A 25,809-nucleotide genomic window follows, 5' to 3' on the forward strand; every position below is an offset into this window, starting at 1 on the left:
ACTGCAGCAGCTAAGTCCCTTTGAGAGCATCTTGCATCGTGACAAATGATTCAAAGCGGTTTCGTCAGGATTGCTTCTGCAATCGCTGACTCAATCTCTTTGTCAGAAGCATCATAACTTCCTTGTGACTTTTTGGTGTCAGTACTGGAAGTGTGACTTACTTCTTCTTGTTTAGCATGTCCTTTTTTATTTAAATCCATGCTAGGTATTTTAAAATCACTCATGTTCATGTATTTTCCGAATTTACATGCTTCCGTAATAGGGCAGAAACGAATAATTCCCTCTGCAACTTTCATTGCACCAATCCACAGCAAAACTTTTGACCAAGTGCACCACGGTTTACGTGTGAGTTTCGCTGTGCTACAACTTAGGACGACCAAACCGATTGTGATTCGGATTAGAGCATTCATTATGCCGATGTTTTGCTTCATCAAAGAAAACACTCCTTCTTCATGAGCTTAGAAATAGAAAACGCTATTTCAGTTGTTATTATTCCGCGTAAGTTTCACGATATGTAATCCAACATTTGACGGTGAAAAAGATGTTGGATTGGGCGTGTGTATAGGTGTCTTTTTTTGTTATAATGTAAGAATGCATAAAAGGAAGTTTAAAAAGTCCGGTCAAGATAACCTTCGCATTTCTTCGTTGCTTTGCCAGTCCGGTACTCATGTAGTAAAAGCTACACTCCGTATCCTCCTGGCTGCAGCGCCTCGAACTGCTCGGTTCTCTAGATCCTCCTTTTTAAACGTGTATAGTAAAAGGAAGTTTAAAAAGTCCGGTCAAGAAAGCTGTCGCATTTCTTCGTTACGTCGCCAGTCCGGTACTCATGTAGTAAAAGCTACACTCCGTGTCCTCTTGACTTCCGTGCCTCGAACTGCTCGGTTCTCTAGATCCTCCTTTTTAAACGTGTATAGTAAAAGGAAGTTTAAAAAGTGTGGTCAAAATAACCGCTTTTTTGAAAAAGCATATAAAGATGATTAGATAAAAGAAAGGGTGTTTTCATGTACGATATTTCACAGTGGAAACATGTATTTAAGCTTGATCCAAATAAAGAATTAAGTGATGAACATTTAGAAATGATTTGTGAGTCTGGAACGGACGCAGTAATTGTAGGCGGAAGTGATGGAGTAACGATAGATAATGTATTACATATGCTAGTAAGCATTCGTAGATATGCAGTTCCTTGCGTGTTAGAGGTTTCTGACATTGAAGCACTTACACCAGGGTTTGATTTTTACTACATCCCAAGTGTTTTAAATAGCCGCAAAGTAGAATGGGTAACGGGGATTCACCATGAGGCATTGAAAGAATTTGGGGATATTATGAACTGGGATGAAATTTTCATGGAAGGATATTGTGTTTTAAATCCAAAAGCGAAGGTAGCTCAGCTTACAGAAGCGAAATGTGATTTAACAGAAGATGATGTGATTGCATATGCACGTATGGCAGACAAGCTTCTGAACTTGCCGATTTTCTATTTAGAATATAGCGGCACTTATGGAGATATTGAACTTGTTAAAAATGTAAAGGCAGAATTACAACAAGCAAAACTATATTACGGCGGCGGAATTTCAAGTGCGAAAGAGGCAAAAGAAATGGCGCAGTGCGCTGATACAGTTGTTGTAGGAAATGTAATTTATGATGATATAAAAGCGGCGTTACAAACAGTAAAAGCTGTAAAAGGAGAGTAGGTGCAGGCACATATGAGTATAACTGATAAATTATTAAATGGTTTAAACCCAGAGCAACAAAAAGCAGTGCAAACAACAAATGGACCACTTTTATTAATGGCGGGTGCAGGTAGTGGTAAGACGCGTGTGCTAACACATCGTATTGCATACTTACTTGGTGAAAAAGGTGTAGCACCTTGGAACGTATTAGCAATTACCTTTACAAATAAGGCAGCTCGTGAAATGCGTGAGCGTATCGATACACTTGTTGGTCCGGAAGCAGAAGATATTTGGATTTCTACGTTCCACTCGATGTGTGTACGTATTTTACGTCGTGATATCGACCGTATTGGGATTAATCGAAACTTTACGATTTTAGATGCAAGTGATCAACTTACTGTCGTAAAAAAAATCATGAAAGAGCGAAATATTGATCCGAAGAAATTCGATCCACGTTCTATTTTAGGTGGTATTAGTAATGCGAAAAATGAATTGTTATCAGCTGACAAATATGCAAAGCAAATTTCAATTGCTGATCCATTTGAAAAATTAACAAGTGATGTATATACAGAGTATCAAAAACGTCTTCTGAAAAATAATTCATTAGACTTTGATGACTTAATTATGACCACGATTCAATTATTTGATCGTATTCCAGAAGTATTGGAATTTTATCAACGTAAATTCCAATACATTCACGTTGATGAGTATCAAGATACGAACAGAGCACAATACATTCTTGTAAATAAATTAGCAGCTCGCTTTAAAAATCTTTGTGTTGTTGGTGATTCTGACCAGTCAATTTATCGTTGGCGTGGGGCGGATATTTCTAACATTTTGTCATTTGAAAAGGACTATGAGAATGCACAGGTTATCTTGTTAGAACAAAATTATCGTTCATCACAAAATATTTTAAATGCAGCCAACGCTGTAATTGAAAACAATTCAAATCGTAAACCGAAAAAATTATGGACGGATAATCAAATCGGAAGTAAAATTTCGTATTACCGTGCTGCAACGGAAAAAGATGAAGCATATTTTGTTGCGAAGAAAATTCGTGATGAAATTCAAATGGGAAATCGAAAATATACAGACTTTGCGGTTCTGTATCGTACGAACGCGCAGTCTCGTATGGTCGAGGAGATTTTCTTAAAATCAAATATCCCATACAAAATTGTCGGTGGCATTAAGTTCTACGACCGTAAAGAGATTAAGGATATTTTGGCTTACTTACGTTTAATTGCAAATCCGGATGATGAAATTAGTTTCGCGCGTATTATTAACATGCCAAAACGCGGAATCGGTGCCACGTCTATCGATAAAATTATTAACTACGGCGTGCAAAATGGTATTTCATTAACAGCTGTATTAGATGAAATTGAGCATGTTGGAGTAAGTGCAAAAATCACAAAAGCAGTAAAAGAATTTGCAAGTCTATTACACAACTGGGTAAACATGCAAGAATATTTATCCGTTACGGAACTAGTAGAAGAAGTAATTGAGAAGACAGGTTACCGCGATATGTTAAAGAATGAACGTTCTTTAGAAGCTGAAGGGCGACTTGAAAACTTAGATGAGTTCTTATCTGTTACGCAAACATTCGAATCACAAAGTGAAGATAAGAGTCTTGTTGCTTTCTTAACAGATTTAGCGCTTGTTGCGGATATTGATCGTGTGGATGAGGATCCAACTGCAGGTGAAGAAGTTATTTTAATGACGATGCACTCGGCAAAAGGATTGGAGTTCCCGGTTGTCTTTATTATTGGTTTAGAGGAGGGAGTCTTCCCACATACTCGTTCTCTTATGGAAGAAGATGAAATGCAAGAAGAACGCCGCTTAGCCTATGTAGGAATCACTCGTGCGGAAGAAGAGTTATATTTATCGAACGCTCAAATGCGTACTTTATTTGGTAGAACAAATATGAATGCCGCATCTCGATTTATTTCAGAAATTCCCACAGAGTTACTAGAGTCATTAAATGAAACAGCACCAAAGCGTGAAACATTTAGTGCAAAAGGAAGAACAGCTAGTGCGACGACAATGACAACACGTTCTCGCTCTCCATTTGTACGTCCGACTGCAAAAACGACAGGAGGAGAGCAAATTGGTTGGGCTGTAGGTGATAAAGCATCCCATCAAAAATGGGGAGTAGGTACAGTTGTAAGTGTGAAAGGTGAAGGTGACGCAAAAGAATTAGATATTGCATTCCCAAGCCCGATTGGTATTAAACGTTTATTAGCAAAATTCGCACCTGTAACGAAACAATAGAGAGGAGTAAGGATATGTCAAAAGAAAAGGCAAAGCAGCGTATAGAAGAACTGCGTGATATGCTGAATGCATTTAACTATCAATATCACGTATTAGACAATCCTTCTGTTTCTGACGCGGAATATGACCGTGATATGCAGGAGCTTATAAAATTAGAAGCAGAGAACCCAGAATTTTTAACAGAAGACTCTCCCACTGTTCGAGTTGGGGGAGCAGTGCTTGATATATTTGAAAAAGTAACGCATAAATCACCGATGCTAAGTTTAGGAAATGCCTTTAATGCAGGAGATTTACGTGATTTTGATCGCAGAGTACGTCAAGGAATTGATGGTTTAAATGTAAGATATATATGCGAACTAAAAATTGACGGTCTTGCTGTTTCCCTTCATTATGAAAAAGGACGCTTCGTTCAAGGGGCAACACGTGGTGATGGTGTAACTGGTGAAGATATTACGCAAAATTTAAAAACAATTAAAGCGATTCCTCTTCGTTTGAAAGAAGAAGTAACATTAGAAGCGCGTGGCGAGGCCTATATGCCAAAGCGTTCATTCGTAAAATTAAATGAAGAAAAAGAACAAAATGGTGAAGCAGTTTTTGCAAATCCACGTAACGCAGCAGCCGGATCACTTCGTCAGCTAGATCCGAAAATTGCTGCGAAACGAAGTCTGTCTATGTTTGTGTACGGTCTTGCTGATGTAGAAGAAAAGACGATTGCATCACATAGCAAGTCACTAAACTTCTTAGGCGAGCTTGGATTTAAAACAAATCCAAATCGCCGCACATGTGAAACAATTGAAGACGTAATCGCTTATGTAGAAGAATGGCAGGAAAAGCGTCCGGACCTTGATTATGAGATCGATGGAATTGTAATTAAAGTAGACGATGTCACGCTGCAAGAGAGTTTAGGAACAACAGCAAAGAGCCCGCGCTGGGCGATTGCTTATAAGTTTCCGGCAGAAGAAGTTGTAACGAGATTAACAGGGATTGAACTAAGTGTGGGACGCACTGGTGTTGTAACACCAACTGCGGAACTAGAGCCTGTTCGAGTGGCAGGAACAATTGTCCGCCGTGCATCTTTACATAATGAGGATTTAATTCGTGAAAAAGACATTCGAATTGGTGACTATGTTGTTGTGAAAAAAGCTGGAGATATCATTCCAGAAGTGGTTAACGTGATTTTTGATAAACGTACTGGTGAAGAAGAAGAGTATCATATGCCAACGCATTGTCCAACTTGTGACAGCGAACTTGTTCGTTTAGAAGAAGAGGTAGCTCTTCGTTGTATTAATCCGACATGCCCAGCGCAAATTCGTGAAGGGTTAATCCATTTCGTCTCAAGAAATGCAATGAATATTGATGGACTTGGAGAACGTGTTATTACACAGCTCTTTGAAGCAGATTATATTCGAACATTTGCAGATTTATATCCATTAACGCAGGAACAATTGTTACAGTTAGAGCGTTTTGGTGAGAAATCAGCTTCTAAATTAGTACAAGCAATTGAAGTCTCTAAAGAAAATTCGCTAGAGCGTCTATTATTTGGGCTAGGTATTCGTCATGTTGGTGCTAAAGCTGCCCGCACGTTAGCTGAGCATTTTGAAACAATGGACCACCTTGTAAAAGCAACAGAAGAAGAGTTAAAAGAGATTAATGAAATTGGCGAGAAAATGGCTCAATCAATCGTAACGTACTTCGATAATGAAGACGTGTTAGAATTATTACAGCAATTTAAAGAGTACGGCGTTAATATGACCTATAAAGGTATAAAACGTGTGGATTTACAACATGTTGAATCTTATTTCGCTGGAAAAACAATTGTCCTAACAGGAAAACTAGAAGTTATGGGGCGCACTGAAGCGAAGAAAAAGATTGAAGAGCTAGGTGGGAAAGTAACAGGTAGTGTAAGTAAAAGTACGGATTTAGTCGTTGCTGGTGAAGCAGCAGGATCAAAATTAGCACAAGCAGAGAAGCATAATATTGAGGTTTGGAATGAAGAGAGGTTCTTACAAGAGCTGAATAAGTAAGAGGTGCAAACTTACCATGAAAAAAATAGCGTTAGCGGTATTAAGTCTTGGGCTACTTGTAAGCGGATGTAGCGCAGGTATACAAAAAGAAGAAAAAGTTGTTGAAAAATCGGGTAACTCAAAGGAACAAGCAATCGTTCCGAAATATTCTATTTCTGATGAGTATTATAAAACGACAGTTCCATTTGATCCAGGTTCTGCACGTGGCTTAGTTGTACAAGGATTGAATAGTCGCCTAGATATTGATGAATTTGAAACAGGATTAATGCGTATTGCGAAAGGGTCATTTAGTACAAAGGATTACCTATTCAAAGGTGGGAACTTTTTAGATAAAGAAACAGTTCAAATGCTTGTAAAGAGAAAGCGTACAGATGCGGAGCAAAAAGAGTTAGAAGAAAAGCTGAAAAAAGACGCAGTGAAATTTCCTAACATTGGGTTGAATCCAGCGTTAGAAGCAGGATCGGAATCATTAGAGGTTCGAAACAAAAAAACACCAATATATCTTTCGAATATTTTAGAGCATGATTATTATTTGAAAAAAAATAATAACGAAGTTGAACTTGGAGGTATTGTGATTGGTCTTGCGATGAACTCGGTTCATTATTTTAATGAAGAAAATGGATATCCACGTGAAACAGAAATTAGTGAACAAGAAATGTTAGAAAAAGCAAAGCCAATGGCAGAAGAGATTTTAAAAGTGTTACACAAAAATGCAGATACGAAAAATGTTCCGATTACGTTCGCGATTTATCGCCAAGGACCAAAATCGGCACTTGTACCAGGGAAATTTGTATCGTATGCGCAAGTAGATAAAGGTAGTGAAAAGATAGAGGATTGGAAAGCAATTAACGAAAAATATTACTTGTTCCCTTCTGAAGCAGCCAAAACAGATGTGCGCGAAGATTATACAAACGTAGAAAACTTTAAAGTAGAGTTAAAAAAGTATTTCAAAAATGATTATACAGCTGTGGTTGGTACAGGATTTTATAAAGATGATCAATTGCAAGAAATGAAGATTGAAATTCCTGTTCAGTTTAATGGAAAAGCAGAAGTAATTGGGTTCACGCAATATGTTGCTGGCAAAGTGATGGAATACTTCCCGAATTATGTAAAAGTACAAGTGACAATTAAATCTGTTGAACGACCAGAAGCAATTATTATTCGCGAGGCGAAGCAGGATGAGCCATTTGTGAAAATTTTTGATTAAGAAAAAAGCGGTTCCTATATGGAACAGCTTTTTTTTTGCTGCAATTTTGTTATAATTTCTAATGTTATGAATTAAAGGGGTAAGGAGAAAAGGCATGGATGAGTTAAGTTTACAGATTATTGTATTACTCGTTGCTTTTGGTTTTTTGGCCGCATTTATTGATTCGGTTGTTGGGGGAGGAGGGCTTATTTCACTTCCAGCACTTATGTTTGTAGGATTACCACCAGCTTCGGCAATCGCGACAAATAAGTTAGCTTCGACGATGGGGTCATTAACAAGTACAATTTATTTTATTCGTTCAAAAAAAGTTGATTTTCGTATAGTAGGAAAGTTAATACCATTAACTATTATTGGGGCTGTTTTGGGAGCTTTAGTTGTAAAATTTATTCCACCAGATATTTTACGTCCACTTGTACTCGTTATGTTAGTATTTATTGCAATTTATATTATTGTAAAAAAAGATTGGGGAAGTGTCTCCACCTATAAAAAGATGACAAAAGGAAAAACATTAATGTTTTACTTCGTTATTTTAATTGTAGGATTTTATGATGGATTTTTTGGACCGGGGACAGGATCATTTTTAATTTTTGCATTTTTATTAATTGGTTTGGATTTTATTCGAGCAGCTGCATCTGGAAAAGTTTTGAATTTCGTTAGTAACATTGTATCTTTAATTACATTTTTATTTTTAGATATTATTCATTTTGAATACGGTATTATTATGGGATTATCTATGATTTTTGGAGCATATTTAGGATCGAAGTTTGCTGTGCAAAAAGGTGTTGGATATGTTCGTACTTTATTTTTATTAGTAACAATTCTATTAATTGGAAAAAATATTATGGAATATGCTCATATTATTTAGCTTTATACGTACGTATGAAGCTTTTTATTATTATTATTATATTTTAAAAATTAATTAATTTTTAAAATATAAGTCTAGGAATATTTGAATAAATCTAAATTATCGTGTAGAATAATGTTGTAAAATGTAAACGTTTTTCTAAGGGGAGGCTAAAAGAATGGTAGTAGCATACAAACATGAGCCATTTACAGATTTTTCAGTAGAGGCTAACAAGTTAGCGTTTGAAGAAGGTTTAAAGACAGTAGAATCTTATCTTGGACAAGACTATCCATTAATTATCGGGGGAGAAAAGATCACTACAGACGAGAAAATCGTTTCTGTAAACCCTGCAAATAAAGAAGAAGTTGTGGGTAGTGTTTCAAAAGCAAGCCGTGAATTAGCTGAAAAAGCGATGCAAGTGGCGGATGAAACATTCCAAACTTGGAGAAAGTCAAAACCAGAAATGCGTGCAGACATTTTATTCCGCGCTGCAGCAATCGTTCGTCGTAGAAAACATGAGTTCTCCGCTATTCTTGTAAAAGAAGCAGGTAAACCATGGAATGAGGCGGATGCTGATACAGCAGAAGCAATCGACTTTATGGAATATTATGGTCGTCAAATGTTAAAATTAAAAGACGGTATCCCAGTAGAAAGCCGTCCAATTGAATATAATCGTTTCTCTTACATTCCATTAGGAGTAGGTGTTATCATTTCTCCTTGGAACTTCCCATTCGCAATTATGGCGGGTATGACAACAGCTGCAGTAGTTTCTGGTAACACAGTATTACTAAAACCAGCTAGTACAACTCCTGTAGTAGCAGCGAAATTTATGGAAGTGTTAGAAGAAGCTGGTTTACCAGCTGGCGTAGTAAACTTCGTTCCAGGTAGTGGTTCTGAAGTTGGTGACTACTTAGTAGATCATCCTCGTACACGTTTCATTAGCTTCACTGGATCACGCGATGTAGGTATTCGTATTTATGAGCGTGCAGCAAAAGTAAATCCAGGCCAAATTTGGTTAAAACGCGTTATCGCTGAAATGGGCGGTAAAGATACAATCGTTGTTGATAAAGAAGCAGATCTTGAATTAGCTGCTAAATCTATCGTTGCATCTGCATTTGGATTCTCAGGACAAAAATGTTCTGCGTGTTCTCGTGCAGTAATCCACGAAGATGTGTACGATCACGTATTAAATCGTGCTGTTGAATTAACAAAAGAATTAACAGTTGCGAACCCAGCTGAACTAGGTACAAACATGGGTCCTGTTAATGACCAAGCTGCATTCGATAAAGTAATGAGCTATGTTGCGATTGGTAAAGAAGAAGGTAAAATCGTAGCAGGTGGCGAAGGAGACGACTCTAAAGGCTGGTTCATCCAACCAACAATCGTTGCTGACGTTGCGGAAGATGCTCGCTTAATGAAAGAAGAAATCTTCGGACCAGTAGTAGCATTCTGTAAAGCTAAGGACTTTGATCATGCGCTTGCAATTGCAAACAATACAGAATACGGTTTAACAGGAGCTGTTGTTTCTAATAACCGTGAACATATCGAAAAAGCACGTGAAGACTTCCACGTTGGTAACTTATACTTCAACCGTGGATGTACTGGTGCAATCGTAGGTTACCAACCATTTGGTGGCTTTAACATGTCTGGTACAGACTCTAAAGCTGGTGGACCTGACTATATCGCACTTCATATGCAAGGAAAAACTACTTCTGAAACTTTATAAGAAATAGATGAAAAGGCCTTCCTGTAATGGGGAAGGTCTTTTTTATATAAGAAAGATATTGATGGGAAAATTTCTTTAAAGATGAAAAGACACAAAACCAACAGAAAAAATAATCCATTCGTCATATTTTTCTGTATTAATTTTTCGAATTTCCTGTATAATACAATTTGAAAGGAAATCTATGGTTAGACAAGAGGACACTACTTTCGGTTTTGCTCACTGAAAGTAGTGTTTTTATTTTTTAAATGGAGTTTCTAAAACTTAAAAACTCTTCTGTGCTCATGACATCTGCATATATGTCATTTAAACTTGCTAAAATTGTATTATGGATATAGACAGCAGGAATCGTAGCATTTTTAAAGAGGAGATCTTTTGTTGCGCATGCATCATGCACAACAGTGCAACGAAAACCGAAATCAAAAGCAGCTCTTACTGTAGCATCAATGCACATATGAGTCATCATCCCGCATATAATCACATGTTCAATTTCTAAGTTTTGCAATTGCTCTAATAGGTCCGTTTCCCGAAAACTGTTTGGATAGTGTTTGAGAATAACTTTTTCATTTTTTAAGGGGCGAACATTCTCATGGATGTGGACGCCTTCTGTGTTAGGGAGAAAAAAAGTAGCATTTTCTTTAATAGATACATGTTGGATATGAAAAATAGATTGATTCACTTCTCGAAAATGCTGAAGTAGTTGACTTGCATACTCGCTAGCTTCAACGGTACCGCGCAGTTCCATTTTGCCATTTGGAAAATAATCATTTTGAATATCAACGAGTAAAAGGGCTGTTTTCATATCAGTTATCGGCCTCCATTTTGTTTCGTATTCATGTAATGTTATTCAATTAGCAGCGGATATTTTCCTTTTTGAAAAAGTAGACGAAGAAGAATTTTACATAAAGTTAAACTTTGATCAGTGGGTGGGAGCTTCATTCCATACTTAACTTCTTTGCTTCGCTGAATTTTGAGGTGGGAGTATTACTCCCTATTCATGCGGGATAAAAAAGAAATTTTCTTTTATTCGAAAATTTTAATAGAAAAATAATTAATATATTTTAGAATGTTTTATTGACTCTTGTTTTTCGGAGTCTTATAATAAAACTTAATTAAATGACAATTAAATCGATACACTCTTATCCAGAGAGGTGGAGGGACTGGCCCTATGATACCTCAGCAACGGGTTTTTGAATACCGTGCTAATTCCAGCAAGCTCTTAGAGGCTTGGAAGATGAGAAGATGTGAATGAGTATATAAATGCTCTTCTTCTTATTTTTATTACGGATAAGAAGGAGGGCATTTTTTATTTTACCTCAAAGCTCTGCTTCAAGTTATTACAGCATATAGGAGGGGAAAGTAATGATTTCTTTTGAAAATGTAAGTAAAGTATATGAATCAGGTGGTCAACCAGTTTACGCTGTTGAAGATGTAACCTTATCGGTTGAAAAGGGTGAGATATTTGGCATTATCGGCTTCAGTGGAGCTGGAAAGAGTACATTGTTACGTTTAGTGAATATGTTAGAACGACCAACATCGGGAACAATCTCAATAGATGAGAAAGATATTACATCGTTAACAACGAAAGAATTACGAAAACTGAGACAAAGAATCGGAATGATTTTTCAGAGTTTTAATCTATTTAATTCGAGAACAGTATTTGGGAATATTGCTTATCCATTGAAATTAGCGAAATTGCCAAAGAATGAGATAAAAGACCGAGTAAATGAATTGCTAAAGTTTGTTGGACTAGAAGATAAAGCAAACTATTATCCAGAGCAGCTTTCAGGTGGTCAGAAGCAACGCGTAGGGATTGCAAGAGCACTTGCTACATCACCAGATATTCTCATTTGTGATGAAGCAACATCAGCACTAGATCCTGAAACAACGGCAGAGATTTTGAATCTATTAAAGAAAGTAAACAAGGAATACAATTTAACAATACTCCTTATTACACACGAAATGCAGGTTGTGAAAGAAATTTGTCACCGTGTAGCTGTTATGGAAAAAGGAAGAGTAATTGAAGAAGGAACATTATTTGATGTCTTTACTAAACCTAAAACAAAGACGACGCAAAATTTTGTTCGTTTAGTTGTTAACGATCACTTACCAGAAAGTATTCTAGCGAAAATCCAAAATGGTGGACAGATTTACCGCTTAACATTTACAGGTGAAGAGACCGGACAGCCATTATTATCGTATATTGCTAAAAATTATAATGTAGATGTAAATGTGCTCTATGGAAATATTATTGAACTGCAAGGTATTTTATTTGGAAATCTTCTTGTAGAACTACAAGGTGAGCAGAAAGAAATTCAAAAGGCATTGCAACATCTAAGACTGCAAGTAGTACTGAAGGAGGTTGAAGGTCATGCGAGTTGATTGGAGTATATTTTGGCCCCGCATTTTAGATGCGACAGGGGATACCCTCTTAATGGTAATTGTAACCCTTATATTTGCTACAATACTCGGTATACCTCTAGGTTTACTGTTATATGTAACAAGAAAAGGGAACTTTTTAGAAAACAAACTGGTCTTTTCCATTCTTAATATTGTTATTAATACGATTCGTCCAATTCCATTCATTATCTTTTTAGTAGCGTTAAGTCCTTTAACACGTTCGATTATTGGAACAACAATTGGAACAGCGGCAGCAATCTTTCCAATGACACTTGTTGCCTCAATTGGGATTGCAAGAATGGTCGAAACAAATCTTGTTTCCGTTCCAAAAGGAGTGATTGAGGCAGCTCAAGCGATGGGAGCATCACCACTAAGAATTGTATTTGAAATTCTTGTTCCAGAAGCATTAGCACCATTAATTTTAGGGGTTACATTTATGACAGTTGGTTTAATTGAATTTTCGGCAGTTGCTGGTCTTGTCGGCGGTGGCGGCCTTGGTGATTTAGCAATGACATACGGCTATCAACGCTTCGATACATCCGTTATGTTCGTGACAGTTGTATTACTTATTATTCTTGTACAAATTGCGCAAAACTTAGGAAATTATTTCGCAAAAGTATTTTTACGTAGATCATAAGAAGGAAGAGAGGAAAAGAAAATGAGAAAGATATTAGCATTTGCATTATCAGCGTTGGTTAGTGCGTCAGTATTAAGCGGTTGCGGGGCTGATGCAAAAGAGAAGGTGGTTCGCGTCGGTATAACAGGAACAGATGGTGAAGCTTGGCCGATTCTTCAGAAGAAAGCTGAAAAAGAAGGAATTAAAGTTAAACTTGTAGAGTTTTCGGATTATACAACACCAAACAAGGCGTTAGCTGATGGTGATATCGAATTGAACTCATTTCAACATATTGCCTTTTTAGAACAGTTTAAAAAGGAACATAAGTTAGATATTACAGCTGTTGGAACAACTCAAATTGCACCAATGGGATTATTCTCTGAGAAATATAAAAAACCAAGTGAAATTCCATCTGGTTCAGAAATTGCCATTCCTAATGATCCAACGAACCAAGCGCGTGCATTAAAACTTCTTGATGCAGCTGGTTTATTAAAATTGAAAAAAGATTTTGGACTATTTGGTGACCCAAGTGGTATCGCAGAAAATCCAAAGAAATTAAAAATTACACCAGTTGTTGCGCAGCAAACACCACGTGTATTAAAAGATGTAGCAGCTTCCGTTATTAATAACGGCGTTGCGGGTCAAGCTGGCTTAAACCCAACGAAAGATCCTATTTTCTTAGAAGATCCAAAAAACGAGAATGCGAAACCATATATTAATATTTTCGCAGCTCGCACGAAAGATAAAAATGATCCAACGATTAAAAAAGTGATTGAATTGTACCATTCAAAAGAAGTAACAGATGCCATTAAGAAAGACACAAAAGATGGTGCAATTTCAGTAGATCTTTCATTTGAGGAGTTAGAGAAAATCGTAAAATAACATCGGGTTTAACGAACTAACAGTAGGAACCCCTCCGCTGTTAGCTCGTTCAACATATACCATGCCTAACGGCCGATACCCTAATTTTGTACCTTCCAATTCTGTATCATATAAAATCCAATGTCTGTTAGGTAGAGTAAAGGACCAGGAGTTTTTCTGGTCCTTTTTATTTGATCAAGTAAAGAAACTAACTGAAAAGAGGTTTCTTATTTTTACTGTAATTATTCAATTGTGATACGTTTTAATGATTTTTCTGTCGGTTGTTTCTTTTCCTGTATACAAGAAGAGAGTTCTTCTTGTAAAATATTTATCACTTTTTTAGCTTGTTGTCCAAAGGGAGTAGGTAGTTCATTTATGAGATGCATCCCAACCTCTATTTTTGTCCGAATGACTTTTCTTAATAACTCTTCACGCATGAACCACACCTCCAAAACGAATGTTTAGTACATCCCCTTCAAATTTCGCTCCTTGAATGGATAAATGTGTTAACGTTTTAGGTAACGTAATGTTACGTTTAACAGAACCGGCGCGAATGATAAGTTCATCACCTTTTTGATTTAAAGAGAGCTCACTTTTATCTGAGAATGGAATAGAGAGAACAAAAATATATACATCTCCATCTTTTTTTACATATTGTGTACGACCGTTAAATTTTACGGTGGTTGGTTCTGCATCATCTTTGAATAAAGCATCTCCTACACGCTCTAGCATAGGTAAACCAACTACTTCTTGTTCAAACATCGGAGCTTCATAAATAGGAAGTGGTTGAAAGCTATCTTGGATGAGTGCTTTATATTTCTTTTGAGCATCTTTCCACGCTTGGAAGTAGGAGTCGGTAACAGTATCAGGGATGACACGGTTAATCATGATGGCATCGACGTTATAATCATATAAATTTAAATAGGTGAAACTACGCTGCGCTTCTTTAATAACCATTTTTTCTGGATTGACAACAACGCGAATACTCGTTACTTCTCGATTCGATAAAATATCCCGCATTTCCCCTAGCTGTTCAAGTGTATTCGTTAATTCATCCATAATATCATCAGTAGGGAGTGGGACGCCGAGGAGCGGTTGTGCAACAGGACGGACAACTTTTAAAACTTTTCTTTTGATCGGAAAGAGTTTTTCCATCCACCAGCCGAGCATATCAGGAAAGCTTAACATGGCTAGCGTTTCTCCAGTTGGTGCGCAGTCAATAATGATGACATCATATGTTTTTTGTTTATAGTAATCGAGTACACGGAGTAAACTAATTAAGTCTTCCATGCCAGGAAACATTGTTAACTCTTCTGTTGTAATATCGTCAGCTGCTTTTGATGTGAATAGCAATGTAATATACTTCTGTAATTTCCCCCAGCCTTTTTCCATTTCATAAATTGTATTGATTTCCTGCGCCCATAAATTTTCACAAATTTCTAGTGGTTCAGAAGATAATTTTATGCCGAATGAATCTCCTAAGCTATGAGCTGGGTCCGTGCTCATGACTAATGTTTTTAACCCTTGTTTTGCACTTTGAAGTGCCGTTGCCGCTGAAATGCTAGTTTTTCCTACGCCGCCTTTACCTGTATACAAAATAATTCTCATATTTATATCCCCTTTGTTTCGAATGTCGAATATTACGAATGTCGAAATAATAATTTGAACAAAAACCCATAAAGGGCTTTATTCAATCGGAATGTTTTTCATCTTAGGTGTAGGAAGCTTTTCGACTTGTTTTTGTTGTGACGTAGCGATATGGTTCATAATCTTTTGGAAGATTTGTAGTAAGAATGCTTTCTCTTCTTCTGATAATGCTTCCGTCACAAGATTAAAGTAATGAGCTGCATTTTGTTTCACTTCTTGAACGAGTTGTACGCCAGTTTCGGTTAAACGAATGAGTACAATGCGTCGATCATTTTCATTCCGATAGCGCTCGATATATCCTTTTTTCACAAGTCGATTCACGACACCTGTCGTCGTGCTCATTGGAATATCAAGAAGTTCGGAGATCTTTGTCATTGTAATATCTGTATTTCGTTCCATCCATAATAGACAGAATACCTCCGTTTTAGAAAGTGATAAATCAAGGCTTACCCATTCTTCGGGATAGAAAAGCTTCTTGGCGTTATCTAGCAGTAAGTCTAAAAAATGTTCGTATTGCAACAATTATTTCCACTCCCGTATATTTCGAAGTTCGTAATATTTGTTTTTATTCTATGCTTATTGCAAATAAATGTCAAATGATTATTACCTGTTTTTTCAGACTAAATGAAAAAGAAACCTCATAATAGTAATATACTTATCTATCATATACATAATGCTAACCAGGAAATATCCAAGATATATAAATCCATTTTGATTTTCGACGTATGAACTGCGGCTATGAAAGTAAAAACAATTCTCCACTTATTTCCTCTTTTTGTTTTCACACGGCATGGGGCGAAAAAAGGCACTGACCGCTTCTATGCATGGCCGGATGCTCTCTCCCATCTGAAAAGAATGATTTGATGTTCGTTTTTTAATTTGGATTTACATAAAAATCCATAATAGTAATATACTTATCTATAATGGATAGATCGCTAGCAAGGGGGGAGAACAATGAGAAGGAGAAATACGCAAGCGTTCACATTTTTAGCATGGACTTCGTTTGTATGCGCACTTTCAGGTATGTTAATAGGCATTTATACGTTAGATGAACCACTTAGTGTGAAAGGATATTATTTAATAGGTACTTTGTTTTTAACAATGTCATGTTTTGTACTGCAAAAAACAATTCGTGATAATGAGGAAGATAATGAACATATTCCTAAAAAAGAACCAGTTGATAAATCGTAATTTGTAAAGAAAGGAAAAAGCCTTTCTTTTTTTTGTGTAAAAATGCTGTAAGTACCGTGTGTTGACTTGCTTGAAGTACTGAAAATTTGGTATCATCAATAGTATTGTAGATTGAACGATATATTATGGAGGTGGCCTAGCCGTGTCAAGAATTTCCGTTGAGAATGTAAAGCATGTAGCGCATTTAGCACGTCTTGCAATTACAGATCAAGAAGCAGAAAAATTTCAAAAACAACTAGATGCAATTGTTACATTTGCAGAACAGTTAAATGAATTAGATACAACAGGTATTAAACCAACAACTCACGTATTAAATATGAAAAATATTATGCGTGAAGATGTGCCAGAAAAAGGTTTACCAGTTGAAGAAGTATTAAAAAATGCACCGGATCACAAAGATAATCAAATCCGTGTTCCAGCAGTATTAGAATAGAGGAGGGGAATTTCGATGTCATTATTTGATCATTCTGTATCAGAGTTACATAAAAAATTAAACAACAAAGAAATTTCCGTTACGGATTTAGTAGAAGAATCTTACAAGCGTATTGCGGATGTTGAAGATAACGTAAAAGCTTTTCTTACATTAGATGAAGAAAATGCACGTGCGAAAGCAAAAGAATTAGATGCGAAGATTGGTGCTGAAGATAATGGTTTACTATTTGGTATGCCAATCGGTGTGAAAGATAACATCGTAACAAATGGTCTTCGTACAACTTGTGCGAGCAAAATTTTAGCAAACTTCGATCCAATTTATGATGCGACAGTTGTGCAAAAGCTAAAAGCTGCTGACACAATTACAATTGGTAAATTAAACATGGACGAGTTCGCAATGGGTTCTTCAAATGAAAACTCTGGTTTCTATGCTACGAAAAATCCATGGAATTTAGATTACGTTCCAGGTGGATCTAGTGGTGGTTCTGCAGCAGCAGTAGCGGCTGGAGAAGTACTATTCTCTTTAGGATCTGATACTGGTGGCTCCATCCGCCAACCAGCTGCATATTGCGGCGTTGTTGGTCTAAAGCCAACTTATGGACGTGTATCTCGCTTTGGTTTAGTTGCATTCGCATCTTCTCTTGACCAAATCGGACCCATTACACGTACAGTAGAAGATAATGCATACTTATTACAAGCAATTTCAGGTGTTGACCGCATGGATACAACTTCTGCAAATATTGAAGTTGGTAACTACTTAGCTGGTTTAACAGGTGATGTAAAAGGCTTACGTATCGCTGTACCAAAAGAATACTTAGGAGAAGGTGTTGGCGAAGAAGCCCGTGAGTCAGTGCTAGCTGCTTTAAAAGTATTAGAAGGTATGGGCGCAACTTGGGAAGAAGTATCTCTTCCGCACTCTAAATATGCTTTAGCAACGTACTACTTAATCTCTTCTTCTGAAGCGTCTGCTAACCTTTCACGTTTTGATGGCGTACGCTATGGCGTTCGTTCTGACAATGTGAATAACTTAATGGACCTTTACAAAAACACGCGTAGCGAAGGCTTCGGTGATGAAGTAAAACGTCGTATTATGCTTGGTACATTTGCTCTTAGCTCTGGTTACTATGATGCATATTACAAAAAAGCACAACAAGTACGTACATTAATTAAAAATGATTTTGAAAATGTATTTGCTAACTATGATGTTATCATTGGACCAACAACGCCAACTCCTGCATTTAAAGTAGGCGAAAAAGTAGACGATCCAATGACAATGTATGCAAACGACATTTTAACAATCCCAGTAAACTTAGCAGGTGTTCCGGCAATTTCTGTTCCATGTGGATTTGGTGCGAACAACATGCCACTTGGTTTACAAATTATCGGTAAACACTTCGATGAAGCGACAATTTACCGCGTTGCACATGCGTTTGAGCAAGCAACAGATTATCATACAAAAAAAGCAAGTCTGTAGGAGGCGAGCATAGATGAATTTAGAAACAATTATCGGTTTAGAGGTTCACGTTGAGTTAAAAACGAATTCGAAAATTTTCTCTGCGAGTCCAACAGAATTCGGAGCGGATCCAAATACACAAACAAGTGTAATTGACTTAGGATATCCTGGGGTGCTTCCAACTCTAAATAAAGAAGCAGTTAACTTTGCGATGAAAGCTGCAATGGCATTAAACTGTGAAATCGCAACAGAAACAAAGTTTGATCGTAAAAACTATTTCTACCCAGATAATCCGAAAGCATACCAAATTTCTCAATATGATAAGCCAATTGGGGAAAATGGTTGGATTGAAATTGAAGTAGATGGCAAAAAGAAACGTATCGGTATTACACGTCTTCACCTAGAAGAAGATGCGGGTAAATCAACGCATACAAGTGAAGGCTCATTAGTGGATTATAACCGTCAAGGTATGCCATTAATTGAAATCGTATCTGAGCCAGATATGCGTACGCCAGAAGAAGCATATGCATACTTAGAAAAATTAAAATCGATCATTCAATATACAGGCGTATCTGATTGTAAAATGGAAGAAGGTTCTCTTCGCTGTGATGCGAACATTTCCCTTCGTCCAGTAGGACAAGAGAAGTTTGGTACAAAAGCAGAACTGAAAAACTTAAACTCATTTACTTATGTACAAAAAGGACTTGAGCATGAACAAGTACGCCAAGAAAAAGAACTATTATCTGGTGGCATCATTCAACAAGAAACACGTCGTTACGATGAAGCAACGAAGAAAACAATCTTAATGCGTGTAAAAGAAGGATCGGACGATTACCGTTACTTCCCAGAGCCGGATTTAGTTGAACTTTACATCGATGATGAGTGGAAAGAACGCGTTCGTGCTTCTATTCCAGAACTTCCAGATGCTCGTAAAGTACGCTATGTTGAAGAACTTGGTTTACCAGCTTATGATGCACACGTATTAACATTAACAAAAGAGATGTCTGATTTCTTTGAAGCGACAATCGCAGATGGTGCAGACGCGAAATTAACATCAAACTGGTTAATGGGTGAAGTACTTGCATACTTAAACAAACAACAAAAAGAATTAAAAGACGTAGCATTAACGCCAGCTGGTCTATCTAAAATGGTTCAATTAATTGAAAAAGGTACAATTTCGTCTAAGATTGCGAAAAAAGTATTTAACGAATTAATTGAAAAAGGTGGGGACCCAGAAGAAATCGTTAAAGCGAAAGGTCTTGTTCAAATTTCTGACGAAGGCACACTTCGTAAAGTCGTAACTGAAATTCTTGATAATAATGAACAATCTATTGAAGACTTCAAAAACGGTAAAGACCGTGCAATTGGTTTCTTAGTTGGTCAAATTATGAAGGCAACAAAAGGACAAGCTAACCCGCCACTTGTTAATAAGATCTTGTTAGAAGAAATCAATAAACGATAAGCTGAAACGATTAAAGATTAAACAGAGAAAGCACCCATATTTGGGTGTTTTTTCTGAGTTAATCAAACGTTTGTTTAAATTAAGAAATTATTTAAACAAACGTTTGATTAACTGACAAATGTGAGAAAATGTTTGTATAGCAACTATGATATGATAGTTGCAAAAAGGTGGGAATAATGATAAATCTAGACATAGAGAGTTTTTCATCTCGTGAAATAATAGATACTTATTATTCGTTATATTTATTTTTTATGAAATAATGAGAAGTAATAAAGAATGGAAAGATATATTTCTTGGTCAAATAAAGCAAAACCTTCGTTAGTGAACATATACTAATGAAGGGCTACACGAATCGGGTTCTTACTGCCTATTTGAGCGGGATAAAAAGAAGGATAGGAAGATGAGAGGAGGTAGGCATAGGAACGCTGAATAAGGGTTCGGTATATTCTTTTTCTATGAATCAGAAATTTCCTGTGCTAATGAATAATGAAGCGAGCAAGAATAATTTATAATCCTACTTCTGGTCGTGAGTTATTTAAAAAGAGCTTACCAGAAGTATTACAAAAATTAGAACAAGCTGGATATGAAACATCTTGTCATGCAACAACTGGTCCTGGAGATGCGACTATGGCGGCGAGGCAAGCTGCAGATCGTAAGTTTGATGTTGTGATTGCAGCAGGCGGTGATGGTACATTAAACGAGGTTGTAAATGGTTTAGTAGGGCATGAACATCGTCCGAAATTCGGTATCATTCCAGTTGGAACGACAAATGATTTTGCACGTGCAATTGGTGTACCACGTTCTATTGAAGAGGCGGCAGATATCATTTGTGAAGGTAAGACTGTTCCACTAGACTTAGGCAGAGCAAATGATACATATTTTATTAACATTGCTGGCGGCGGACGTATTACAGAATTAACATATGAAGTACCAAGTAAGTTGAAAACAGTTTTAGGGCAGCTTGCCTATTATTTAAAAGGTATCGAAATGCTACCATCACTACATCCAACATATGTTGAAATCGAGTATGATGGAAAGCTACTACAAGAAGAGATTACGATGTTTTTAATTACGAATACACGCTCTGTCGGTGGTTTTGAAAAGGTTGCACCATATGCATCTATTAACGATGGTCTATTTGATTTATTAGTGCTGAAGAAGGGTTCTATTGCTGATTTAATTAAAGCAGCAACACAAGCGCAGCGTGGTGAGCATATTAATAACCCAAAGGTTTTATATACGCAGGCAAATCGTATTAAGGTTCATTCACCGGATAAATTAATGATTAATTTAGATGGTGAATATGGCGGAGATGCACCGATGGAATTTGAAAATATATATCATTGTCTTGAACTATTTGTTCCTGAACATCAAGAGGATGTCCTATAAAAGAAGGCACTGAAAAAGTCATTGCTTTGAAATAATAGCACGCATTTTATCAGGATGTTGAAAAGAGAAAGGAGTCCATTACCTGTATATAGTAGGTAATGAACTCCTTTTTCTTATAAAGTGGACTTTTTCGGTGCCCTCCTATAAAAGGCATCCTCTTTTATGGTTTATGTGTACATGGAATATTACCATTAATTTCTTTTGTAAATTGGGAGTTGGTTTGATTTTTATGGTATTTTTACAATGCGTTCATCTTACATCCACATTTACTTGCTACACTGAATGTGAGAAGGGCAGAAAGGTAGGGTGTTATGGAGAAGATAAAGGCAATACTCTTTGATAAAGATGGAACGTTAATGGATTTTCACTCAATTTGGATTAAAGTAGCAGAAGAACTTGTAGCTGAACTTATAGAACTACATCAATTACCTCAATCATTACGGTTAACTATTTTGGAGGAAATTGGTGTTGAAGGGGCGTTCGTTCATCCACGTAGTGTATTGGCAGCAGGAACAAGCCACGATATAGCGAAAATTTGTTGTAAGTATATACCGTCTGTTGAAGAGAGTGATATGCATCACTGGATAAGTGGAAAACTATTTACTATTATGTACGAACATCGTTCACATATGAGAATGACAGCAGACTTACCAAAACTTTTACAAGCATTGAAAGAAAAAGGGTTAATTTTAGGTGTTGTGACTGCTGATGATTTTGCGCCAACAGAACTCTTTTTAAAACAGTATCAATTAGAATCGTTTTTTGACTATATTATAGCTTCAGATACATTTCCAGCTCAAAAACCAGATAAACAAATTGTAGAATCGTTTTGTGAAAAATTCGGGATAGACCCAGGAGAGGTAGTAGTTGTTGGGGATACACCAACAGACTTGTATTTAGCGAAAAATAGCGGAGCTTGTTATGCAATTGGAGTTCTTTCAGGGACGGGGGATCGTCAAACGTTAGCACCACTTGCAGATATTGTATTAGATTCTGTCGGTAATTTCATTTCTGATTCTGGAGAACTGATTTGGGAACGAGAAAAGTCTAATCTATAAATAAAATAAGTCTATATTGACTTGTATTAAGTCGATGTAGACTTATTTTTTATGTCGAAATCTTGAGAAAACTAGAAGATGATTGTATTCATTAAGTTGGCATACATCTTGCAATATAGAAAAAGAAAATCATAGTCTAGAAAAGGATGGGAGAAACGATGAATAAAAAATTCGCTAAAGTAAATGAACAAATTCCAGGACCAAAAGCAGCTTCTTTATTAGAACGCCGTCAAAATATCGTACCAAGGGGCGTAAGTAATGGGATTTCAACATTCGTACAGTCAGCCGATGGTGCGCTTGTAACAGATGTAGATGGAAATCAATTTATCGATTTTGCAGGAGCAATTGGAACGATTAACGTAGGACATTGTCATCCTGCCGTGAAAGAGGCGCTTCATAAACAAGTAGATCAATACATTCATACTGGCTTTAATGTAATGATGTATGAGCCGTATATTGAATTAGCAGAGAAGCTTGCTGCATTAGCTCCTGGAAACTTTGAGAAACAAGTACTGTTTTTAAATAGCGGTGCTGAAGCGGTTGAAAATGCTGTGAAAATTGCTCGTAAGTATACGAAAAGAACTGGAATTATTGCATTTACAAAAGGATTTCACGGTCGTACATTGATGACAATGACGATGACAAGTAAAGTAAAGCCTTATAAATTTGGATTTGGACCATTTGCACCGGAAGTATATAAAGCACCATTCCCATATGAATACCGTCGTCCAGAAGGCTTAACAGACGAACAATATGATAACTTTATTATTGAAGAATTTAAGAATTTCTTAATCTCAGAAGTTGCCCCAGAAAGCATAGCTGCCGTTGTAATGGAGCCTGTTCAAGGTGAAGGTGGCTTTATCATTCCAAGTAAGAAGTTTGTACAAGAAGTACGTCGTCTTTGCTCGGAACACGGCATTTTATTTGTAGCTGATGAAATCCAAACAGGTTTTAGCCGTACAGGAAAATACTTTGCAATTGATCACTATGATGTCGTTCCAGACTTAATTACTGTTTCGAAATCATTAGGGGCAGGAGTACCGATTAGTGGAGTTATTGGGCGAAAAGAAATTATGAATGAATCAGCACCAGGAGAACTTGGGGGAACATACGCTGGAAGTCCATTAGGCTGCGCTGCTGCATTAGCTGTTTTGGATATTATAGAGAAAGAAAAATTAAATGATCGAGCTCTGCATGTAGGGAAAGTTGTGATGGATCGATTTGAGGAAATGAAGAAAAAGTACAACTGTATTGGTGACGTACGTGGTTTAGGAGCGATGTGTGCATTTGAACTTGTTAAAGACCGTACAACGAAAGAAGCAGATAAAGAATTAACAGCACGTTTATGTGCTGAAGCAAATAAACGTGGACTGCTCTTATTATCTGCTGGAACGTATGGGAATGTAGTTCGTGTCCTAATGCCACTAGTTATTACAGATGAGCAATTGGAAGAAGGGCTTACAATTATTGAAGATTCCTTGCAAGCTTGTTATGAGCAAGCAGATATCGCTCGTGTGTAAATAATAGCGATATAAAACCTTTTTTTGGGAGTGGGAGAGAGCGTCCGTTTATGCATAGAAGCCGTCAGGGCCTCTTCCTCTCCCATACCGAATAAAAGAAAAGAGAGAAAAATGAGTGCGGATTCCCTTTTGTTTTCATAGCAGTAACCTATCTGCCTGAAAATTAAAATGGATTTACAACAAATGTGCAATCATTCTAGTTTACTCCGTTTAGAAAAAAACACAGAAAATTCCCTTAAATAGAGATTTCACTTTATAATGAAATGTAAGCGATAATAAAGGGAAGATTGGATCCTGCATTTGAGGAGTGGCTGGAATGGTTGCAGAAAAGGAACGAGCATTTATGGATTTAAAAGATGTGTTTGAATTTGCATTTGATGAAATTTTTGTTACGGATGAGGAAGGGACTGTCGTCCGTGTAAATAGTACATGTGAAAGACACTATCAATTATCTGCTGAAGAGTTAGTAGGAAAACATGTAAAAGAGCTGCAAAAAGAAGGGATTTTTTATCCATCTGCAACATTGGAAGTAATTGAGAAGAAAAAACCAATTGAACTTGTTCAAACAACAAAGTCAGGAGAGTATTTGCACGTTCGAACAAGGCCTGTGTTTGATGAACAAGGGAATTTACGAAGAGTAATTAGTTACTCTCGTGATCTTACGGAACTCTATCAATTACGAAAAAAGGTAGAGGAGATGGATAATCAGTTAAAGACATATAAAAAAGAGTTAAGAGAAACGTATGAATATGAAGGGCTTATTTTTAAAAGTGTAGCTATGCAAAAAATAGTCGCAACAATCCAAAAAGTATCCATGGTAGATAGTACGGTTCTTATTTTAGGTGAGACTGGAGTAGGAAAAAGTAGATTAGTACGTCATTTGCATGAAGTAAGTCATCGTAAAAATGAAATGTTTTATGAAATTAATTGTGCGGCATTACCGACAAACTTAATTGAATCGGAACTGTTTGGCTACTCAGGTGGTTCTTTTACAGGCGCAAATCGCGAAGGAAAAAAGGGCATTTTGGAGTTAGCTCATAGAGGAACTCTTTTTTTAGATGAAATTGGTGAAATGCCGCTTGAAATTCAGGCGAAACTGCTGCAAGTACTACAAGAAAAAACATTCCGCCCAGTAGGAGGTAGAGAACTAAAAAAAGTAGATGTTCGAATTGTGGCAGCTACGAATAGGGATTTAGCTGAAATGGTAAAGCAAGGGACGTTTCGGAAAGACTTATATTATCGTCTTAATGTCATACCGATTCAAATTCCGCCGCTGCGCGAGAGAACGGAAGATATTTTACCGTTAGTTTATCATTACCTACAACATTTTAATGAAAAGTATGGACGTGATGTAAAGCTAGCACCTAGCACATTACAAATACTCGTAGGGTATCCTTGGGAAGGAAATAATAGAGAAATAGAAAACGTAATTGAAAGGATTGTCATTACTGCTGATGACATTGTCATGATAGAAGACTTACCGATATCTATGCAGGAATCTACAGTTGAGCAATCCGGTCAAAGCCTCTATAAAATGTTGGAAGAAGTAGAACGAAATATTATTCTTAAAGCGTATAAAACACATGGATCAAGTTATAAAGTCGCAGAATTCCTGAAAATAAGTCAATCTGCAGCTACTAGGAAAATTAAGAAGTTTATAGGGGAGGAATATTTAGTTGGGGGAGAAGAAGGAACTTAAAAAAGTACTATCACGTTTTGATGTTCTTTTCCTTGCGATAGGTGCAATGCTTGGATGGGGTTGGGTTGTGCTTTCGGGGGATTGGGTTACATCCGCTGGTTCTATGGGGGCAGTTATTGCTTTTATTATAGGAGGATTACTTGTTATTTTCGTTGGATTAACATATGCTGAGCTTGCCTCGGCTATGCCAGAAACTGGCGGCGGTTTATTATATGTATATGAGGCATTTGGGAAGAAGCCAGCCTTTATTGCTTCATGGGCAATGGTATTAGGCTGGGTAGTTTTTGGAGGCTATTTCTTTGTCAGAATGATTTCCGGTAAGTATGAAGGAAATAACTTTGAAAA

At 36.9% G+C, this 25,809-nt stretch carries 22 protein-coding genes, 1 pseudogene and 1 riboswitch; of the genes and pseudogenes, 18 read left to right on the forward strand and 5 right to left on the reverse strand.

Going from position 1 to position 25,809, the window contains the following annotated elements; genetic code table 11:
• Positions 1–50: 50 nt before the first annotated feature.
• Positions 51–431, reverse strand: a complete 381-nt coding sequence (locus LOK41_RS15995; RefSeq protein WP_241817444.1) for a YgaP family membrane protein — start codon at positions 429–431, stop codon at positions 51–53.
• A gap of 570 nt (positions 432–1,001) precedes the next feature.
• On the opposite strand from LOK41_RS15995, the gene pcrB reads away from it, so the two are divergent.
• The 6 genes from pcrB to pruA all read left to right on the forward strand — a co-directional run bounded on the left by pcrB (position 1,002) and on the right by pruA (position 9,739).
• Positions 1,002–1,691, forward strand: a complete 690-nt coding sequence (gene pcrB, locus LOK41_RS16000; protein WP_174102317.1) for a heptaprenylglyceryl phosphate synthase — start codon at positions 1,002–1,004, stop codon at positions 1,689–1,691.
• A 12-nt stretch (positions 1,692–1,703) separates the two neighbouring features.
• A complete protein-coding gene (pcrA, locus tag LOK41_RS16005) occupies positions 1,704–3,938 on the forward strand; it encodes a DNA helicase PcrA (protein ID WP_241817388.1) in 2,235 nt (744 codons plus the stop codon).
• Positions 3,939–3,952: 14 nt separating this feature from the next.
• A complete protein-coding gene (ligA, locus tag LOK41_RS16010; RefSeq protein WP_241817389.1) occupies positions 3,953–5,962 on the forward strand; it encodes an NAD-dependent DNA ligase LigA in 2,010 nt (669 codons plus the stop codon).
• A gap of 16 nt (positions 5,963–5,978) precedes the next feature.
• Positions 5,979–7,169, forward strand: a complete 1,191-nt coding sequence (locus tag LOK41_RS16015; RefSeq protein ID WP_174102320.1) for a CamS family sex pheromone protein — start codon at positions 5,979–5,981, stop codon at positions 7,167–7,169.
• A 94-nt stretch (positions 7,170–7,263) separates the two neighbouring features.
• The gene (locus tag LOK41_RS16020; RefSeq protein ID WP_241817390.1) at positions 7,264–8,034 is read left to right on the forward strand and encodes a TSUP family transporter; all 771 of its coding nucleotides are present in this window, start codon (positions 7,264–7,266) and stop codon (positions 8,032–8,034) included.
• Positions 8,035–8,191: 157 nt separating this feature from the next.
• Entirely contained in the window at positions 8,192–9,739 is a 1,548-nt protein-coding gene (gene pruA / locus LOK41_RS16025) for an L-glutamate gamma-semialdehyde dehydrogenase (protein ID WP_241817391.1), read from the forward strand.
• 241 nt (positions 9,740–9,980) lie between these two features.
• Here pruA and LOK41_RS16030 read toward each other — a convergent pair whose 3' ends face one another.
• Entirely contained in the window at positions 9,981–10,538 is a 558-nt protein-coding gene (locus tag LOK41_RS16030) for a cysteine hydrolase family protein (RefSeq protein ID WP_241817392.1), read from the reverse strand.
• A 334-nt stretch (positions 10,539–10,872) separates the two neighbouring features.
• Positions 10,873–10,977, forward strand: a riboswitch (SAM riboswitch).
• 121 nt (positions 10,978–11,098) lie between these two features.
• Between LOK41_RS16030 and LOK41_RS16035 the strand changes: the two genes are divergently transcribed.
• Genes LOK41_RS16035 through LOK41_RS16045 form a run of 3 tightly spaced genes read left to right on the forward strand, consistent with a single transcriptional unit; the run spans position 11,099 to position 13,634 of the window.
• Positions 11,099–12,118 (forward strand): methionine ABC transporter ATP-binding protein, encoded by a 1,020-nt coding sequence (locus LOK41_RS16035; RefSeq protein WP_241817393.1) that lies wholly within the window; start codon positions 11,099–11,101, stop codon positions 12,116–12,118.
• Positions 12,108–12,773 (forward strand): methionine ABC transporter permease, encoded by a 666-nt coding sequence (locus LOK41_RS16040; protein WP_241817394.1) that lies wholly within the window; start codon positions 12,108–12,110, stop codon positions 12,771–12,773. The genes LOK41_RS16035 and LOK41_RS16040 overlap by 11 nt, the downstream gene beginning before the upstream one ends.
• A 21-nt stretch (positions 12,774–12,794) precedes the next feature.
• Positions 12,795–13,634, forward strand: coding sequence for a MetQ/NlpA family ABC transporter substrate-binding protein (locus LOK41_RS16045; protein WP_241817395.1), 840 nt, complete (start codon positions 12,795–12,797; stop codon positions 13,632–13,634).
• Between the two features lie 221 nt (positions 13,635–13,855).
• Here the strand turns inward: LOK41_RS16045 and LOK41_RS16050 are convergent, their stop codons facing one another.
• From LOK41_RS16050 to LOK41_RS16060, 3 genes are all read right to left on the reverse strand, one after another.
• Complete coding sequence (locus LOK41_RS16050) at positions 13,856–14,050, reverse strand: DUF3926 domain-containing protein (protein ID WP_174102324.1); 195 nt, start codon at positions 14,048–14,050, stop codon at positions 13,856–13,858.
• The gene (locus LOK41_RS16055) at positions 14,043–15,221 is read right to left on the reverse strand and encodes an ArsA family ATPase (protein WP_241817396.1); all 1,179 of its coding nucleotides are present in this window, start codon (positions 15,219–15,221) and stop codon (positions 14,043–14,045) included. The genes LOK41_RS16050 and LOK41_RS16055 overlap by 8 nt, the downstream gene beginning before the upstream one ends.
• A 78-nt stretch (positions 15,222–15,299) precedes the next feature.
• Positions 15,300–15,782, reverse strand: coding sequence for a MarR family winged helix-turn-helix transcriptional regulator (locus tag LOK41_RS16060; RefSeq protein ID WP_241817397.1), 483 nt, complete (start codon positions 15,780–15,782; stop codon positions 15,300–15,302).
• A 432-nt stretch (positions 15,783–16,214) separates the two neighbouring features.
• Between LOK41_RS16060 and LOK41_RS16065 the strand changes: the two genes are divergently transcribed.
• From LOK41_RS16065 to LOK41_RS16105, 9 genes and pseudogenes are all read left to right on the forward strand, one after another.
• Positions 16,215–16,451 (forward strand): YiaA/YiaB family inner membrane protein, encoded by a 237-nt coding sequence (locus tag LOK41_RS16065; RefSeq protein ID WP_241817398.1) that lies wholly within the window; start codon positions 16,215–16,217, stop codon positions 16,449–16,451.
• A 142-nt stretch (positions 16,452–16,593) separates the two neighbouring features.
• Positions 16,594–16,884 (forward strand): Asp-tRNA(Asn)/Glu-tRNA(Gln) amidotransferase subunit GatC, encoded by a 291-nt coding sequence (gatC, locus tag LOK41_RS16070; RefSeq protein WP_241817399.1) that lies wholly within the window; start codon positions 16,594–16,596, stop codon positions 16,882–16,884.
• A 15-nt stretch (positions 16,885–16,899) separates the two neighbouring features.
• Positions 16,900–18,357 (forward strand): Asp-tRNA(Asn)/Glu-tRNA(Gln) amidotransferase subunit GatA, encoded by a 1,458-nt coding sequence (gene gatA, locus LOK41_RS16075; protein WP_174102334.1) that lies wholly within the window; start codon positions 16,900–16,902, stop codon positions 18,355–18,357.
• Positions 18,358–18,370: 13 nt separating this feature from the next.
• On the forward strand, positions 18,371–19,798 hold the full coding sequence (gatB, locus tag LOK41_RS16080) for an Asp-tRNA(Asn)/Glu-tRNA(Gln) amidotransferase subunit GatB (RefSeq protein ID WP_016112844.1): 1,428 nt from the start codon (positions 18,371–18,373) through the stop codon (positions 19,796–19,798).
• A gap of 483 nt (positions 19,799–20,281) precedes the next feature.
• Positions 20,282–21,187: a diacylglycerol kinase gene (locus tag LOK41_RS16085; protein WP_241817445.1), complete on the forward strand. Its 906-nt coding sequence runs from the start codon at positions 20,282–20,284 to the stop codon at positions 21,185–21,187.
• A gap of 311 nt (positions 21,188–21,498) precedes the next feature.
• Entirely contained in the window at positions 21,499–22,245 is a 747-nt protein-coding gene (locus LOK41_RS16090; RefSeq protein ID WP_241817400.1) for an HAD family hydrolase, read from the forward strand.
• Between the two features lie 158 nt (positions 22,246–22,403).
• Positions 22,404–23,765 carry a 4-aminobutyrate--2-oxoglutarate transaminase gene (gene gabT, locus LOK41_RS16095; protein WP_241817401.1) on the forward strand — a complete coding sequence of 454 codons (1,362 nt, stop codon included), beginning with the start codon at positions 22,404–22,406 and terminating at the stop codon, positions 23,763–23,765.
• A gap of 316 nt (positions 23,766–24,081) precedes the next feature.
• A complete protein-coding gene (locus LOK41_RS16100) occupies positions 24,082–25,464 on the forward strand; it encodes a sigma-54 interaction domain-containing protein (RefSeq protein ID WP_241817402.1) in 1,383 nt (460 codons plus the stop codon).
• Positions 25,442–25,744: pseudogene (locus tag LOK41_RS16105) on the forward strand (amino acid permease); the annotation flags it as partial. The gene LOK41_RS16100 and the pseudogene LOK41_RS16105, both read left to right, overlap by 23 nt.
• Between the last annotated feature and the right edge of the window lie 65 nt (positions 25,745–25,809).

Origin of the sequence: Bacillus sp. TL12 (assembly GCF_022625245.1) — a bacterium.
Classification (GTDB): Bacteria; Bacillota; Bacilli; order Bacillales; family Bacillaceae_G; genus Bacillus_A.